The sequence below is a fragment of the Pseudomonas sp. SCA2728.1_7 genome, from assembly GCF_018138145.1.
Taxonomy (GTDB): domain Bacteria; phylum Pseudomonadota; class Gammaproteobacteria; order Pseudomonadales; family Pseudomonadaceae; genus Aquipseudomonas; species Aquipseudomonas koreensis_A.
In genome coordinates this window covers 1,612,123-1,624,719 of record NZ_CP073104.1, presented here as the reverse complement: position 1 = coordinate 1,624,719, position 12,597 = coordinate 1,612,123, and the positions used below count along the sequence as shown (strand labels likewise).

Sequence of the window (12,597 nt, the reverse complement as noted above, 5' to 3'; positions counted from 1 at the left end):
AGCTGCCGAAGGCTGCGATCTTTTGATCTTGATCTTGATCGTTCCCCCGCTCTGCGTGGGAATGCCTCAAGGGACGCTCCGCGTTCCAATGGGACGCAGAGCGTCCCAGGCTGCATTCCCACGCAGAGCGGGGGAACGATCAACGCGGCCCGAGCCTTCGTCAGTTGGTACGCAAGTTTATAAACGCCGCAAAAATTTATGAACTTCCCCCATCACTGGGTGTCAAGCCCCGGTCCCCGGGGAGTGGGGAAACCCGCAGACCTTCCAAGTCCCTGTTACAACTGGAAATAATTTCTTGGCGCACTAGTTGCAAAACACCATCACCCCTTCCTTGATGAGGCGGCTGGTGATGGACAGAACAACGCGTAACCCAAGCAATACCTTCTTGCTGACGCCGCTGAGCGTCTTTCTGATGCTGACCCTCGGCACCATGGCCGGCGTTCGCGCCAGCCCCATCGATGACGAGCGACAGCCTGAAACCTCCGATCCGTCGGCGTACTACGACGAGCCGGCAGACGAACCGACGGCGCTCAACGCCATCCTGACCATGCCCGAGGCCAACGAAGACTCCTTCGACTTGCCCGACGGCGTCAAAGGCACCCGTGCCGAAACGCGTATCGAAAACGTCCTGCCGCCGTCCGTGCAGACCAGTTTCAACTACCCCACCAACGGCAAGCCGAGCCCGCTCTATGGCGCGCAGCCGTTCACCCAGCAGTTGACCCTGTTCGAAGAGTTCGGCCCGGAAAAACTCGACCCGACCACCCCGGCCGCGCCGCTGCCATTTCCGCCGGCGGCGATTGGCCCGGCCCCCGCGCAGGACCCGAATAATGTCGCCCGCAGCGCACCACCCGGCACCGCCCTCGATGCGTTTCTGCGGCAACCGGGGCTGACGCCATTCCCCAGCCAATTCTCTAACGTGGTCGACCGCAACCCGTGGCAGGCGCAGATCGAAGTGTTCCTCAACCGGCACATCGGCTCCTCCGCTGAAGGGCGGCCGCCAGGAAAAGGCTGGGCCCATCAGCGCTGGAACGAGTTCTACCCGCAAGTCGCCTACAAAACCGCGCAAACCGGTGCGCGCCTCAATGGTGGCTTGCGTGACAACGTGCAAATGCACCATTACGCCGTGGGCGAGTTCGGCCCCGGCGGCCTGTACCACAACGTCGCTGGCGTACCGGCGACCGATGGCACCGCCAAAGGCGTCGATCCGCGTTTCCACCCGGCCATGCCCGTGCAAAACCACAACGCAGTGTGGACCTTCGACGGCACGCTGCCGCCGAAACTGTTGATGGTGCGTTACGGCCAACCGGTGATGATGCGCCACTACAACGGCTTGCCGATCGATCCGTCGGCCAACCGTGGTTTCGGTTTGCACACCATCAGCACCCACGAGCACAACGGTCACGCGCCGGCAGAAAGCGACGGCTATGCCAACGCATTCTTCTTTCCGGGGCAGTTCTATGACTATCGCTGGCCGATCCAGCTCGCCGGTTACGACAGCATCAACACCAAGGCTGAAGACCCGCGCGCGGCGTTCCCCTGCGCACCGGGTGAAACCCTGTGGGTCAACGACCTCGCACCGGCGAAGAAGACCTGCGACAACGGCACCATCAAGATCCGCGGCGACTGGCGCGAGACCATGAGCACCCACTGGTTCCACGACCACATGCTCGATTTCACCGCGCAGAACGTCTACAAGGGCAACGCGGCGATGATGAACTACTACAGCGCCCTGGATCGCGGTAACGAGTCGGTGAACGACGGCGTCAACCTGCGTCTGCCCAGCGGCAGCGCCTTGCCGTGGGGCAACCGCGACTACGACGTCAACCTGGTGTTCGCCGACAAGGCCTGGGATCAGGAAGGTCAGTTGTGGTTCAACCCGTTCAACACCGACGGCTTCCTCGGTGACCAGGTCCTGGTCAACTGGCAGTGGAAACCGACCCTCGATGTACGCGCACGCAGCTATCGCTTCCGCATCCTCAATGGCTCGGTGTCGCGCTACTTCAAACTGGCTTTAGTGCGCGAAATCAAAGGCAGCGGCGGCGAGTTCCAGGGGCCGAAAAACTCCGGCCTGACGTACAGCCGCGTGCCGTTCCACATGATCGCCAACGACGGCAACATCATGGAACACAGCGTACCGTTCGACGGCAGCATGGACCTCGACGCCGACGGCGATAAACAGAACCACAACGCGATCCTGCCGACCCAGGGCATCGCCGAGCGCTTCGACATCATCGTCAACTTCTCGAAAAACGGCATCAAACCGGGGGACAAGCTGTTCTTCGTCAACCTGCAGGCCCACGACGACGGCAAGGGACCCAAAGAGGTCATTCCATTGGGCGACATCCTGTCGGAGAAATACCTGGCGGTGATCAAGCAGACCAGCAAGGGGCCGCAATGGGACAGAGGCGATCCGGCGGTGGGCAAGGTCTTGCAGCTCAACGTCAAAGCTTACACCGGTCAGGATCTGGCGATGAACCCGGCAGCCTACGAACCGGCGAAACCGGGCAAGGCGGAAGGGCTAGTGATGATCCCGTTGAAACTCCATCGCGACAACGCCGCCGATAAAGCCTTGCTGGCCAAGGCTCGCCACCGCACCTTCACCTTCGGCCGTTCCGACGGCACCGATGAAGCGCCTTGGACGGTCAAGACTGACGGCGGTTTCGGCTTTCACATGGACCCGCGTCGCCTGAACGCTTCGACGCAACTGTCCAGTGGCCCGACCGATGCCGGTGTCACCGGGTTCGGCACCCTCGAAGTGTGGAACATCAAGGCCGGCGGCAAGGGCTGGAGCCACCCCGTGCATGTGCACTTCGAAGAGGGCATCATCCTCAGCCGCGGCGGCAAGGCACCGCCAGAGTGGGAAAAATGGGCGCGCAAAGACGTCTACCGGATCGGTTCCGAAGCCGATGGCCTGGACAGCGTCGAGATGGCGATCAACTTCCGCGAGTTCGCCGGGACGTACATGGAGCACTGTCACAACACCCAGCATGAGGACAACTCGATGCTGCTGCGTTGGGACCTGGAAAAACCCGGTCAGCTGCAACTGATGCCCACCCCATTGCCGAGCTGGGACGGTGTGCGCTACGTCAACTCCGCCGCGCTGCCAACCTTCCGCAACGGTGACGGTATGGGCCCTCAAGTGGTGGTCAAGCCATGAACCGCCGGCACGGCGATCGCCCCGTGCATACCTCGCGCTCCCGGGCGCTGGGCATGCACCTGGTGCTGGTGCTGGTGGCCTGTGTGCTCGGCAGCCGCGTGCTGCTGGCGCACCAGTCCAGCGTCGGCGAACCGCCTGCGGCCAGTGAATCCGCCACCCCGTGGGGTGGCGACTATTTCCCCAACACCTTGCTGACCGATCAGGACGGTCGGCAGGTGCATTTCTTCGATGACCTGATCAAAGACAAAGTGGTGGTGATCAACTTCATCTTCACCTCGTGCAGCGATTCCTGCCCCTTGGAAACCGCGCGCCTTCGCCAGGTGCAGAAACTGCTCGGTGATCGGGTCGGCCAGGACATCTTTTTCTACTCGATCAGCATCGACCCGATCAGCGACACCCCCGAAGTGCTCAAGGCCTATTCGCAGCGCTTCAAGGTCGGTCCCGGCTGGAAGTTTCTCACCGGCGAATTCGAAGACGTCACCGACCTGCGCAAGAAACTCGGGTTGTTCATCGAAGGCGTCGACAACGGTCGCAGCAAGGATCACAACCTCAGCCTGATCGTCGGCAACCAGACCACCGGGCGCTGGATGAAAGCCTCGCCGTTCGAAAACCCGTGGATCCTCGCCGATCAACTGGCCAACACCTTGCAGAACTGGAAGCAGCCGAGCATCGAAGAAAGCTACGCCAATGCCCCGGACATTCGTCCGCCGAGCAATGGCGAAGAACTGTTCCGCACCCGCTGCGCCTCCTGCCACAGCCTCGGCCCAATGGATGGCCAGGGCCTTGGCATGCGCAGCATCGGCCCGGATCTGATTGGTGTAACGCGTAATCGAGATCCGAAATGGCTGAACCGCTGGATTCGCGAACCGGATCGCCTGCTCGCGGAAAAAGACCCGATTGCCCTGCAACTGTACGAACAGTTCGAGCGAATTCCGATGCCTAACCTGCGGCTCGACGAGGCATCCGCGCAGTCGATCATCGATTTCCTCCGTGATGAAACCGAGCGTCAGCAACTGTCCACCCCGGCCGTCGCCGACGGCGCTTTGACGCCAGTAAAACCGGGCGATCCAGCCGCGACGGTGAGTCAGATGCGGTAGCGGCGAAATAGCATCATTGAACCGTGTGTCGTGGTCAGAGCCACCTACACTGATGGCTGTAACTGGCCCGATACAAAAACTCCAGGGCACTCCCATGCAGCGACTGGAAGCACAAAAAACATCTGCGCCGGACACGCCGGCGGCAATGGGCAAGAGTTGGCGCGAACAGTTCAATCTGCTGCGCTGGTTCTCGCTCGCGAGCTTTTTCATCATTGCCGCGGTGGCGGTGGGCCTTGGCTATATCTCCACGCGCTTCGTCGTCACCGAAAGCGTTGAGCGCGATGCGTTGCTGACCGCGCAATTCGTTCAGGCCATCGGCGCGGCGGAAATACGCCACGCCGGTATCACCCCGGCACGCACCATGGGTGAAATGCTCGACCCGCGCCAGGACAACAACTTTCCCGACGTCGATCCGGGCGCCCATGCGGCGGCCCGCGCCGAGTTTCTCGACCACGTTGAGCACCTGCCGGACGTTCTCTTGGCCACCGTGTATGCGCTGGATCGCACGGTGATCTGGTCGACCAATCCGGAACTGATCGGGGTCAAATTCGAGGATGACGACGAGCTCGACGAGTCGTTCGAGATGAAAGTCGCGGTGTCCTCCAGTTACCACAAGATCGACGATGAGAAGCCCGAGCAGCAGTTATTGCGCGAACCGAAATACCTGTTCATCGAGAACTACATCCCGATGTTCAACGCCGATAAAAGCAAAGTCATCGCCATGGTCGAGATCTACAAGGAGCCGGCGGATCTGGTTGACCGCATCGACCGTGGGTTCGCCTCGATCTGGGCGGCGACGTGTTTCGGTGGCGCGGCGATCTTCCTCGCCTTGTTCTGGATCGTCCGCCGCGCGGCGAAACTGCTGCAGAGCCAGCAGCAACAATTGATCAGCAACGAAACCTTTGTCGCCCTTGGCGAGATGTCGTCGGCGGTGGCGCACAGTCTGCGCAATCCATTGGCAACCATTCGCTCCAGCGCCGAACTGGCCCAGGAAGTGGCCAGCCCCGGCGCGCAGCGCAACATTGGCGACATCATCAGCCAGGTCGATCGCATGTCGCGCTGGGTCCGCGAATTGCTGGTATCGCTACGGCCGATGAATGACGACGGCGAGGCGGTGGATCTGGTCATGGCGGTCGAAGACACCTTTGGCGCCTTCGAAGCATTGATCAAACGCTGCAATGTCGAAGTGCGATTCAGTCCGCAGAATTGCGCGCCGGTCGTCAGTCAAAAGGTGCTACTCACGCAAATCCTCAATAGCCTGTTTGCCAACGCCCTCGAAGCCATGCCCAAGGGCGGTGTGCTCAGCGTCGAATTCGAATCGCCGCAACCTGACCGCGTGCGGCTGACCGTAAGTGACACCGGCAAGGGCATGAGCGCGCAGCAGCAACTGTTGGTGTTCAAACCGTTTTTCACAACCAAACAGGGCGGCCTCGGGGTTGGTCTGGCGTTGGTCAAAAGAATCATGGAGCGTTTTGAAGGTTCGGTCGTGCTGACCAGCCGCGAGCAGGAAGGAACCCGCGTCAGTCTCAACTTCAAAGTGGCATCGGGAGGGGAATATGGAACACAGCATTCTGCTGGTCGAGGATGACGAACTGCTGGCCGAGAATATTCAGACCTACCTGGAGCGCAAGGACTTCGAGGTGACCGTCTGCCATTCGGCCGAAGACGCGTTGGCGCAACTGGAAATCTTCATGCCTGACATCGTGCTGACCGACAACTCGCTGCCGGGCATGAGCGGCCACGACCTGATCCAGAAGCTGCGCATCAGCGCGCCGGATCTGAAAGTGATCATGATGACCGGCTACGGCAACGTCGAAGATGCCGTGGTGGCAATGAAGGAGGGCGCCTTTCATTACGTGACCAAACCGGTCGCGCTGCAGGAACTCAAACTGCTCCTCGACAAGGCCCTGGCCACCGAACGAATGGAGCGCACACTGTCGTTCTATCAGGAGCGCGAGGCACAGAAATCAGGGGTGCAGGCGCTGATTGGCGATTCGGCGCCGATGCAATATCTGAAAAACACCATCGGCCAGTTGCTCGACGCCGAGCGGCGCATGGCCAACACCGATCTGCCGCCCGTTTTAGTGGAAGGCGAGACCGGCACCGGCAAAGAGTTGGTGGCCCGCGCATTGCACTTCGACGGCCCGCGCAGCAAAGGTCCGTTCATTGAATTCAACTGTGCGTCGATCCCGTCGAATCTGGTCGAGTCGGAGCTGTTCGGGCATGAGAAAGGCGCGTTCACTGACGCCAAGGATCGCCGGGTCGGGCTGGTGGAAGCGGCGGATGGCGGCACGCTGTTTCTCGATGAGATTGGTGAAATGGACCTGTTGTTACAGGCAAAGATTTTGAAGTTGCTGGAGGACCGCACCATTCGCCGCGTCGGCTCGGTGAAGGAGCGCAAGGTCAATCTGCGGGTGATCAGTGCGACCAATTGCAACCTTGAGCAGATGGTGCAGCAGGGTAAATTCCGTCGCGATCTGTTTTTCCGTTTGCGGATCATTTCGATCAAAGTGCCGCGCCTGTTTGCCCGGGGCGACGATATTTTGCTGTTGGCGCGGCACTTCCTCGCCAGTCATGGCAAACGCTATGGCAAACCGAATCTGCATTTCAGTCAGCAGGCCGAAGAGTTGTTGCTCAGTTACACCTGGCCGGGCAACGTGCGCGAATTGCGCAACATGCTTGAGCAGACCGTGTTGCTGGCGCCGAGCGACACCATCGCCGCGCATCAGCTCAATGTGTGCATGAGCCTGGTCGACGAGCCGCCGCTGCATATTCATGAAGCACCCATGCACTACGAACCGCGCCCGGCGAGCAACACCGAATCGATGAACCTGCCGGAAGTCGAGCGCGACATGGTGCGCAAGATGCTCGACAAGACCGACTGGAACGTCACCAAGTCCGCGCGCCTGCTGGGCCTGAGCCGCGACATGCTGCGCTACCGCATCGAAAAACTCGGCCTGGCCCGCCCGGATAAACGCCAGTGGTAACCCGCCACCGATCCCCTGTAGGAGTGAGCCTGCTCGCGATAGCGGTGCGTCAGTCGACCTCTTTATTGCTGACACACCGCTATCGCGAGCAGGCTCACTCCTACAAGGGATCGGAGGTGCCGGATCAATGCTGCTGCCGACTCAAACACTCCAGCAAACAACCCGGATCCAGCACCTCGTCATTCACATAAATCCCGCGCTCGGCATCGTACGTGCGGATAAACACCCGCACCGTCGCATCCGCCACGGTCGGCAGTTGCGAATCGTAGAACTCATGGTCACCCGGGATCACCACAAAATCCTGTGGCGCCGTATCGTCGTAAGGTTTGGGCGGCGTGGAACTCAGTGAATACGGGGCAGGGTGGGCGAAGGGCTGGTTGGGCCCGTAATAATTGAAATTGCTGTCCAGCGCTTGCGCCTGTGTGGCAGCAAGTAGACAACCAGTCAACAACAGCCGAGCGAACATATGCATGGCGGCACCTGCGAGTGCGGTTTTCCCCAAGGCTATTAACTATAGCTGCCCGACATTCAAACAACCGGGTGATTGATCACATGCTCCGGTTGTGCGCAGGCCTTGAGCACATAGCCGATTGCGCAAAGAAACTCTTCGTTATCCCCATTTGCAAGAACCTGAGACATGTATTCGTTGATGGCTTCGTCACTGTCCAGCAGTGCTATCACGTCGAAATTCGTCAAAGTCTGGCTCATGGTTAAGCCTCCTTAGCCATTTTTGTGCGCGTCGGATGACTGCGCTTTGTGAGGGTATCCACGTGAGCAGAGTTGAATAGTCAGCCGTGTCCTTTATCTGTTTTGATAATTCGCCGACATTTGTAGGCCAGAACACCCTGATATGTAGGAGCTGCCGCAGGAATTGGCTTACAAGTTTGCAACAACCGCAATTGCCGGGCTGATCTAGACTCGGATCCGCTCAATCACGAGCATCGTCCGGAGTGCGCCATGGAAGTGCCCAACAATAAAACCGCCATCGAAAGCAATCGTCAGGCGTGGAACGATTCCGCCCGCCATCATCAGGATTCGCCTGACTGGCAGGCTTTGCTCGGCGAGGTCGCGCAGGCGGATTTCTCTTGCCTTGACGAGACCCTGAGCGGGTTGCTGGAGGTCGATGGCAAAGAGGTGATTCAACTGGGCTGCAATAATGGCCGTGAGAGTCTCTCACTGTTTGCGCTCGGTGCCAGACGCGTGGTCGGTGTCGATCAATCGGCGGCGTTTCTCGATCAGGCGCGCGAACTGAACAAGCGTTCACCGCACAACGCCGAGTTCATCGAAAGCGATATCCATCATTTGCCAGCGTCTTTGCACAATCGCTTCGATGTGGCGCTGATCACTATTGGTGTTTTGAACTGGATGCCGGACATCGGCGAGTTTTTCCGCCATGTCGCCTCGACCCTGAAACCGGGTGGCAAACTGGTGATCTACGAAACCCATCCGTTTCTGGAAATGGTCGACCCGAATGCGGAAGATCCGTATCAGCTCGCCAGTTCGTACTTCCGCACCGAGCCGTTTGTGCAGGAGGAGCCGATTGTGTATGTCGGCAAGGTTGAACAGCAGGCGGCGAAGTCGTACTGGTTTGTGCATACGCTGGGGGATATTTTCAGTGGCGCGATTGCGGCGGGGCTGAATGTTGCGCACTTCAAGGAGTATGCGCATTCGAATCGGGAAGAGGTGTATGACCGGTATCTGAATCAGCGAGCGCAGATGCCGATGTGTTTTACCCTGGTTGCCAGCAAGGCCTGAAGATAATCAGCGCGGCTAGCGGCCTCATCGCGAGCAGGCTCACTCCTACATTTGGAATGCATTCCCCTGTAGGAGTGAGCCTGCTCGCGAAGACGGCCTGACTATCGCCAGATATCTTGAGTTTGACTCAAGCCTGCGCCGCCGCACTCACCACCGGCCGCCCCGGTTTGCGCAGCGGTTCCAGCCGCGAACCCTGATACCGCGTTTCGCGGAAAAACTTCCAGCGCCCGAACAGGCAATACACGTGCATCACACGACCCTGCTCGTGGTAGCCCATGCGGATATGCAGCTTCAGCGCCGGAATATTGTGCGTCTCGCAAACATCCACCACCTTGTCGCAACCCTGCGCCGCCATCGCCTCCCACAGTGCTACCTGCACGTCCACCGACAGGCTGCTGCCGAAATACGCACGGGTCATCTCGCCGCCGAATTCAAAGAATTCACCGGGCTTCACCGGGAAGGTGCAGCCGTAATAGTGACGGTCGTGATAATCACGAATGCTGCCCCAGATAAACGCGACGGCGTGGCCGTCGGCATCAAGGTACATGTGCCCGGTGTGACCCTCAGTGGCCAGCTCGGCCATGGTCTCGACGCGGTCACCGAAATGCTTGCTGAACGCGATGGCATTCTCCGGGGTGATATCGACTTTGCGCAGTCCATCGTAAGGGCGCAGTTTGTGCGGTGGCACCGGGCTGACCAGGTCACGCTCCATCCACAACAGCTCCCAATGGAAGAACACGTAGCGTTTCCACAACGTGCCGAAGGTGCGGCCGAGGCCTTTTTGCCGGATGCGTTCTTGTAGTTTTTCGATGATGCTCATGCTGCCCTCCGTGGCCGAAGCCCGGGTGTTGTGGATGGTGCTTTGGTGGGTATAGATCACCCTTGCCAATTCATTTCAAAGTGCCATCTTGGAAAGTATTGCAAGGTATGTAACTCAGTCGAGTGCTGTCGCACCGCGTAGAAAATCCTTGTTCAGATCGCTGTAGGAAACCCGTGGAATACCCGCCAGCCGCAGCTCTAACACGCGGCTCAGGGATTGCTCGGGGTTGAGATAGGCGTCACCAAAATCGGCGCCGAGTTGTGTCGGGTGGGCGACGATTTCCAGCACGCCGTCGGTCGGCGCGCTGTCGTTGTGCAGGTCGATTGGCGTGCACACGTAGTCGGCGGTGACACCGGCCAGATTCTGCAAACGCCAATTGAGCAACCCCTTGAACACGCGCTTGGGCAGATTGAGGTTCTGCCCCAGGTTGCGCGCCAGTCGTACCGGCACCCCTTGATGCGCGGCAAACCGCGCGACAATCTCGCCGATCGGCCAGATGTTGTGCACGTGCTGATGCGAATCGATATGGCTGGGACGCATGCCGTGATCGACGCAACGCTGCCACTGCGCCTGCAACTCTTCACGCACCGCCTCACGGTCCTCGCGGCCCAGCCAGAAACTGTGGCGCGGCAGGCTGAGGTCAAACACGCCGAAGTCATCGCAAAAGGTGCGACGCGCCAGAATCCCCTGGCTCAGTGGTCGTCCGTAAGTCAGGTTGAAGTGCAGTCCGACCCGACCTTGCAACGTCGGATGCCGCGCCATGGCACACGCCGCTTCGAACGCCGGCATGTTGGCCATCGCGGTGGCAGAACTGATGACCCCAGCCTGAAACGCGGCGAAGATCACCGAGTTTTCGTTCGGACTGAGGCCGAAATCGTCAGCGTTGACTATGACTTGGCGAGGCATGTTCGCCCTCCGTAGTGATCGCGACAGGTTTCAGTACAGGTTTCGCTGGTTCGGCACGATGTGCCCGCCAGGCCTGCACGTGTGGTTTGAGTCGATGCCACAGGCGCAAACCCAGACCGAGGAGGAGGCCACTCGGGCGCCAGGAATAAAAACTCCAGCGCCAGTGCTCGAGTTGCCCGGTCATGCGTTCATGCAGTTGATGGCTGGAGTTTTCCAGGCTGACCCGCGAGGCATCGATCCAGCGCCAATTGTCGTCGAGTCCCCAACGAATCCATTCCTCCAGCAACACCCGGCCGCTGCCCAAGTCGGCGTATTGCGGCAGGAAGGCGAGGTTGTAATCGTAGAGTCGCCCCTGTTCGAGCAGGCCGAGACGATAGCTGATGCAGCGCCCGTTCAACTCCAGCGTCACCACCCGTACCAGGCCTTGGCCGGCGAGGGCGGTGAAGGCGCGTTCGATCAGTTGGCGGCTGCGTTCGCTGGCGAAAATCCCCACACCTTCATCGCCTTTCCAGCTCACCGCTTCGACTTCGCTGATGACCTGCAACAGCGGCCCCATGCTCAGCGCATCGGGAGTGATTCGCCGCACTTCGGCACCGCACGCGGCAATCCGCTTGCGCGCGCGCCGCAGCTTGTAACGCGGGTCGCCGGAGACCTCCTGATGATCGGCCTCGCTGATCAGATGCACCGGCACCCGACAACTCAGCCGTCGCTCACCGGTGGAGCTGCGCGCCATCCACTCGGTGAGCGCGCTTTCTTCACCGGCAGGCTCGGATAATTCGTTCAGCTGCAACAGCGCGTGGGGCAGGCGTTGGCGAATCACGTTCAGCGCCTGACGCATGTCCTCGCCGCCAAGCAACGACAGCAACGCCAAGCGATCGGCCAGCGGATATCCCAAGTGATGCAGAACCCGAAACGGCACGCCGGCAAAGCGCTCGCGACTCGCCACCAGCGGCAGACACAGACGCAATTCGTCTGCTTCCCAACCCAGCAGGATGTGTAAACGCTCACCCTCGCCAAGAGCCTGCTCGGCCGCGCACAACCAACCGAGGTGGTTGAACGGCGTGTGGTCCGTCACCCGCAGGCGCAGCGCTTCATAGGCTGCTTCCGGGAAATCGGCAGCGCACATTGATGTGCGCCATTCGAATCGCGTCACCATAAGCTCAGGCCGCCGTGGCTGTTACGGGTGGACGGGAAGGTTTGCGCAGCGCATCCAGACGCGAACCGCTGTAGCGGCTTTCGCGGTAGAAACGCCAGCGACCGAACAAGGTGTACACATTCATGATGCGGTTCTGCTCGGTGTAGCCCATGCGCAAGTGCAGCTTGAGCGCCGGGATGTTGTGGAATTCGCAGACGTCGACAACCTTGTCGCAACCTTGCGCGGCCATGGCTTTCCACAGCTCCAGTTGCAGATCCACCGACAGCTCGGTGCCCCAATAGGCGCGGGTCAGCTCACCGCCGAATTCGAAGAACTCGCCGGGTTTCACCGGGAACATGCAGCCGTAGTAATGCCGGTCGAAATAGTCCCGCGAGCTGCCCCAGATAAACGCCACGGCGTCGCCCTGATCGTCCAGGTGCATGTGCCCGGTGTGACCTTCGCTGGCCAGCTCGGCCATGGTGCCGACACGGTCGCCGAAGTAGCGGGCGAAGGCGCTGGCGTTGTCCGCCGTGATCTTCACCACCCGCAACGGCGGGTAGGGTTTGAGACTGTGCGGAGGCACCGGGCTGACCAGGTCGCGTTCCATCCACAGCAGTTCCTGATGGGAAAAAATGTAGTGTTTCCAGGCTTTCTTGACGGTGGCAGTGAGTCCTTTCTGCCGCAGATTTTCAGTCAGTTTGCTCAGCATGTTCATGGTCTTGGCTCCTGATGACGAGGCA

The 12,597-nt window shown here is 60.0% G+C and carries 10 protein-coding genes and 1 pseudogene; 5 read left to right on the top strand and 6 right to left on the bottom strand.

The window, feature by feature from the left end; all coding sequences use genetic code 11:
• The first annotated feature begins 349 nt into the window (after positions 1-349).
• The 4 genes from KBP52_RS07195 to KBP52_RS07180 all read left to right on the top strand — a co-directional run bounded on the left by KBP52_RS07195 (position 350) and on the right by KBP52_RS07180 (position 7,241).
• Positions 350-3,157: a multicopper oxidase domain-containing protein gene (locus tag KBP52_RS07195; protein ID WP_212622483.1), complete on the top strand. Its 2,808-nt coding sequence runs from the start codon at positions 350-352 to the stop codon at positions 3,155-3,157.
• Positions 3,154-4,254: an SCO family protein gene (locus KBP52_RS07190; protein WP_077572097.1), complete on the top strand. Its 1,101-nt coding sequence runs from the start codon at positions 3,154-3,156 to the stop codon at positions 4,252-4,254. The genes KBP52_RS07195 and KBP52_RS07190 overlap by 4 nt, the downstream gene beginning before the upstream one ends.
• A 94-nt stretch (positions 4,255-4,348) precedes the next feature.
• Complete coding sequence (locus KBP52_RS07185; protein ID WP_116031395.1) at positions 4,349-5,842, top strand: ATP-binding protein; 1,494 nt, start codon at positions 4,349-4,351, stop codon at positions 5,840-5,842.
• On the top strand, positions 5,811-7,241 hold the full coding sequence (locus KBP52_RS07180; RefSeq protein ID WP_212622482.1) for a sigma-54 dependent transcriptional regulator: 1,431 nt from the start codon (positions 5,811-5,813) through the stop codon (positions 7,239-7,241). The genes KBP52_RS07185 and KBP52_RS07180 overlap by 32 nt, the downstream gene beginning before the upstream one ends.
• Before the next feature lie 124 nt (positions 7,242-7,365).
• Here KBP52_RS07180 and KBP52_RS07175 read toward each other — a convergent pair whose 3' ends face one another.
• Both KBP52_RS07175 and KBP52_RS07170 read right to left on the bottom strand, forming a co-directional pair.
• Complete coding sequence (locus KBP52_RS07175; RefSeq protein ID WP_034152578.1) at positions 7,366-7,713, bottom strand: hypothetical protein; 348 nt, start codon at positions 7,711-7,713, stop codon at positions 7,366-7,368.
• A 98-nt stretch (positions 7,714-7,811) separates the two neighbouring features.
• Positions 7,812-7,949 (bottom strand): annotated as a pseudogene (locus tag KBP52_RS07170) (transcriptional regulator); the annotation flags it as partial.
• 249 nt (positions 7,950-8,198) lie between these two features.
• On the opposite strand from KBP52_RS07170, the gene KBP52_RS07165 reads away from it, so the two are divergent.
• Complete coding sequence (locus tag KBP52_RS07165; RefSeq protein ID WP_212622480.1) at positions 8,199-8,996, top strand: class I SAM-dependent methyltransferase; 798 nt, start codon at positions 8,199-8,201, stop codon at positions 8,994-8,996.
• Between the two features lie 127 nt (positions 8,997-9,123).
• Here the strand turns inward: KBP52_RS07165 and KBP52_RS07160 are convergent, their stop codons facing one another.
• From KBP52_RS07160 to KBP52_RS07145, 4 genes are all read right to left on the bottom strand, one after another.
• Positions 9,124-9,816, bottom strand: coding sequence for an N-acetyltransferase (locus KBP52_RS07160; RefSeq protein WP_212622479.1), 693 nt, complete (start codon positions 9,814-9,816; stop codon positions 9,124-9,126).
• Between the two features lie 114 nt (positions 9,817-9,930).
• Positions 9,931-10,722 carry a ChbG/HpnK family deacetylase gene (locus KBP52_RS07155; protein ID WP_212622478.1) on the bottom strand — a complete coding sequence of 264 codons (792 nt, stop codon included), beginning with the start codon at positions 10,720-10,722 and terminating at the stop codon, positions 9,931-9,933.
• Positions 10,694-11,878 (bottom strand): GNAT family N-acetyltransferase, encoded by a 1,185-nt coding sequence (locus KBP52_RS07150; RefSeq protein WP_116031385.1) that lies wholly within the window; start codon positions 11,876-11,878, stop codon positions 10,694-10,696. The genes KBP52_RS07155 and KBP52_RS07150 overlap by 29 nt, the downstream gene beginning before the upstream one ends.
• 4 nt (positions 11,879-11,882) lie before the next feature.
• Entirely contained in the window at positions 11,883-12,572 is a 690-nt protein-coding gene (locus KBP52_RS07145) for an N-acetyltransferase (protein WP_212623113.1), read from the bottom strand.
• Positions 12,573-12,597: the final 25 nt, after the last annotated feature.

Bases quoted from the DNA above. Each gene is read 5' to 3' on its own strand.
- KBP52_RS07195 (WP_212622483.1), top strand. From the start codon at position 350: ATGGACAGAACAACGCGTAACCCAAGCAATACCTTCTTGCTGACGCCG.
- KBP52_RS07190 (WP_077572097.1), top strand. From the start codon at position 3,154: ATGAACCGCCGGCACGGCGATCGCCCCGTGCATACCTCGCGCTCCCGG.
- KBP52_RS07185 (WP_116031395.1), top strand. From the start codon at position 4,349: ATGCAGCGACTGGAAGCACAAAAAACATCTGCGCCGGACACGCCGGCG.
- KBP52_RS07180 (WP_212622482.1), top strand. From the start codon at position 5,811: ATGGAACACAGCATTCTGCTGGTCGAGGATGACGAACTGCTGGCCGAG.
- KBP52_RS07175 (WP_034152578.1), bottom strand. From the start codon at position 7,713: ATGCATATGTTCGCTCGGCTGTTGTTGACTGGTTGTCTACTTGCTGCC.
- KBP52_RS07165 (WP_212622480.1), top strand. From the start codon at position 8,199: ATGGAAGTGCCCAACAATAAAACCGCCATCGAAAGCAATCGTCAGGCG.
- KBP52_RS07160 (WP_212622479.1), bottom strand. From the start codon at position 9,816: ATGAGCATCATCGAAAAACTACAAGAACGCATCCGGCAAAAAGGCCTC.
- KBP52_RS07155 (WP_212622478.1), bottom strand. From the start codon at position 10,722: ATGCCTCGCCAAGTCATAGTCAACGCTGACGATTTCGGCCTCAGTCCG.
- KBP52_RS07150 (WP_116031385.1), bottom strand. From the start codon at position 11,878: ATGGTGACGCGATTCGAATGGCGCACATCAATGTGCGCTGCCGATTTC.
- KBP52_RS07145 (WP_212623113.1), bottom strand. From the start codon at position 12,572: ATGAACATGCTGAGCAAACTGACTGAAAATCTGCGGCAGAAAGGACTC.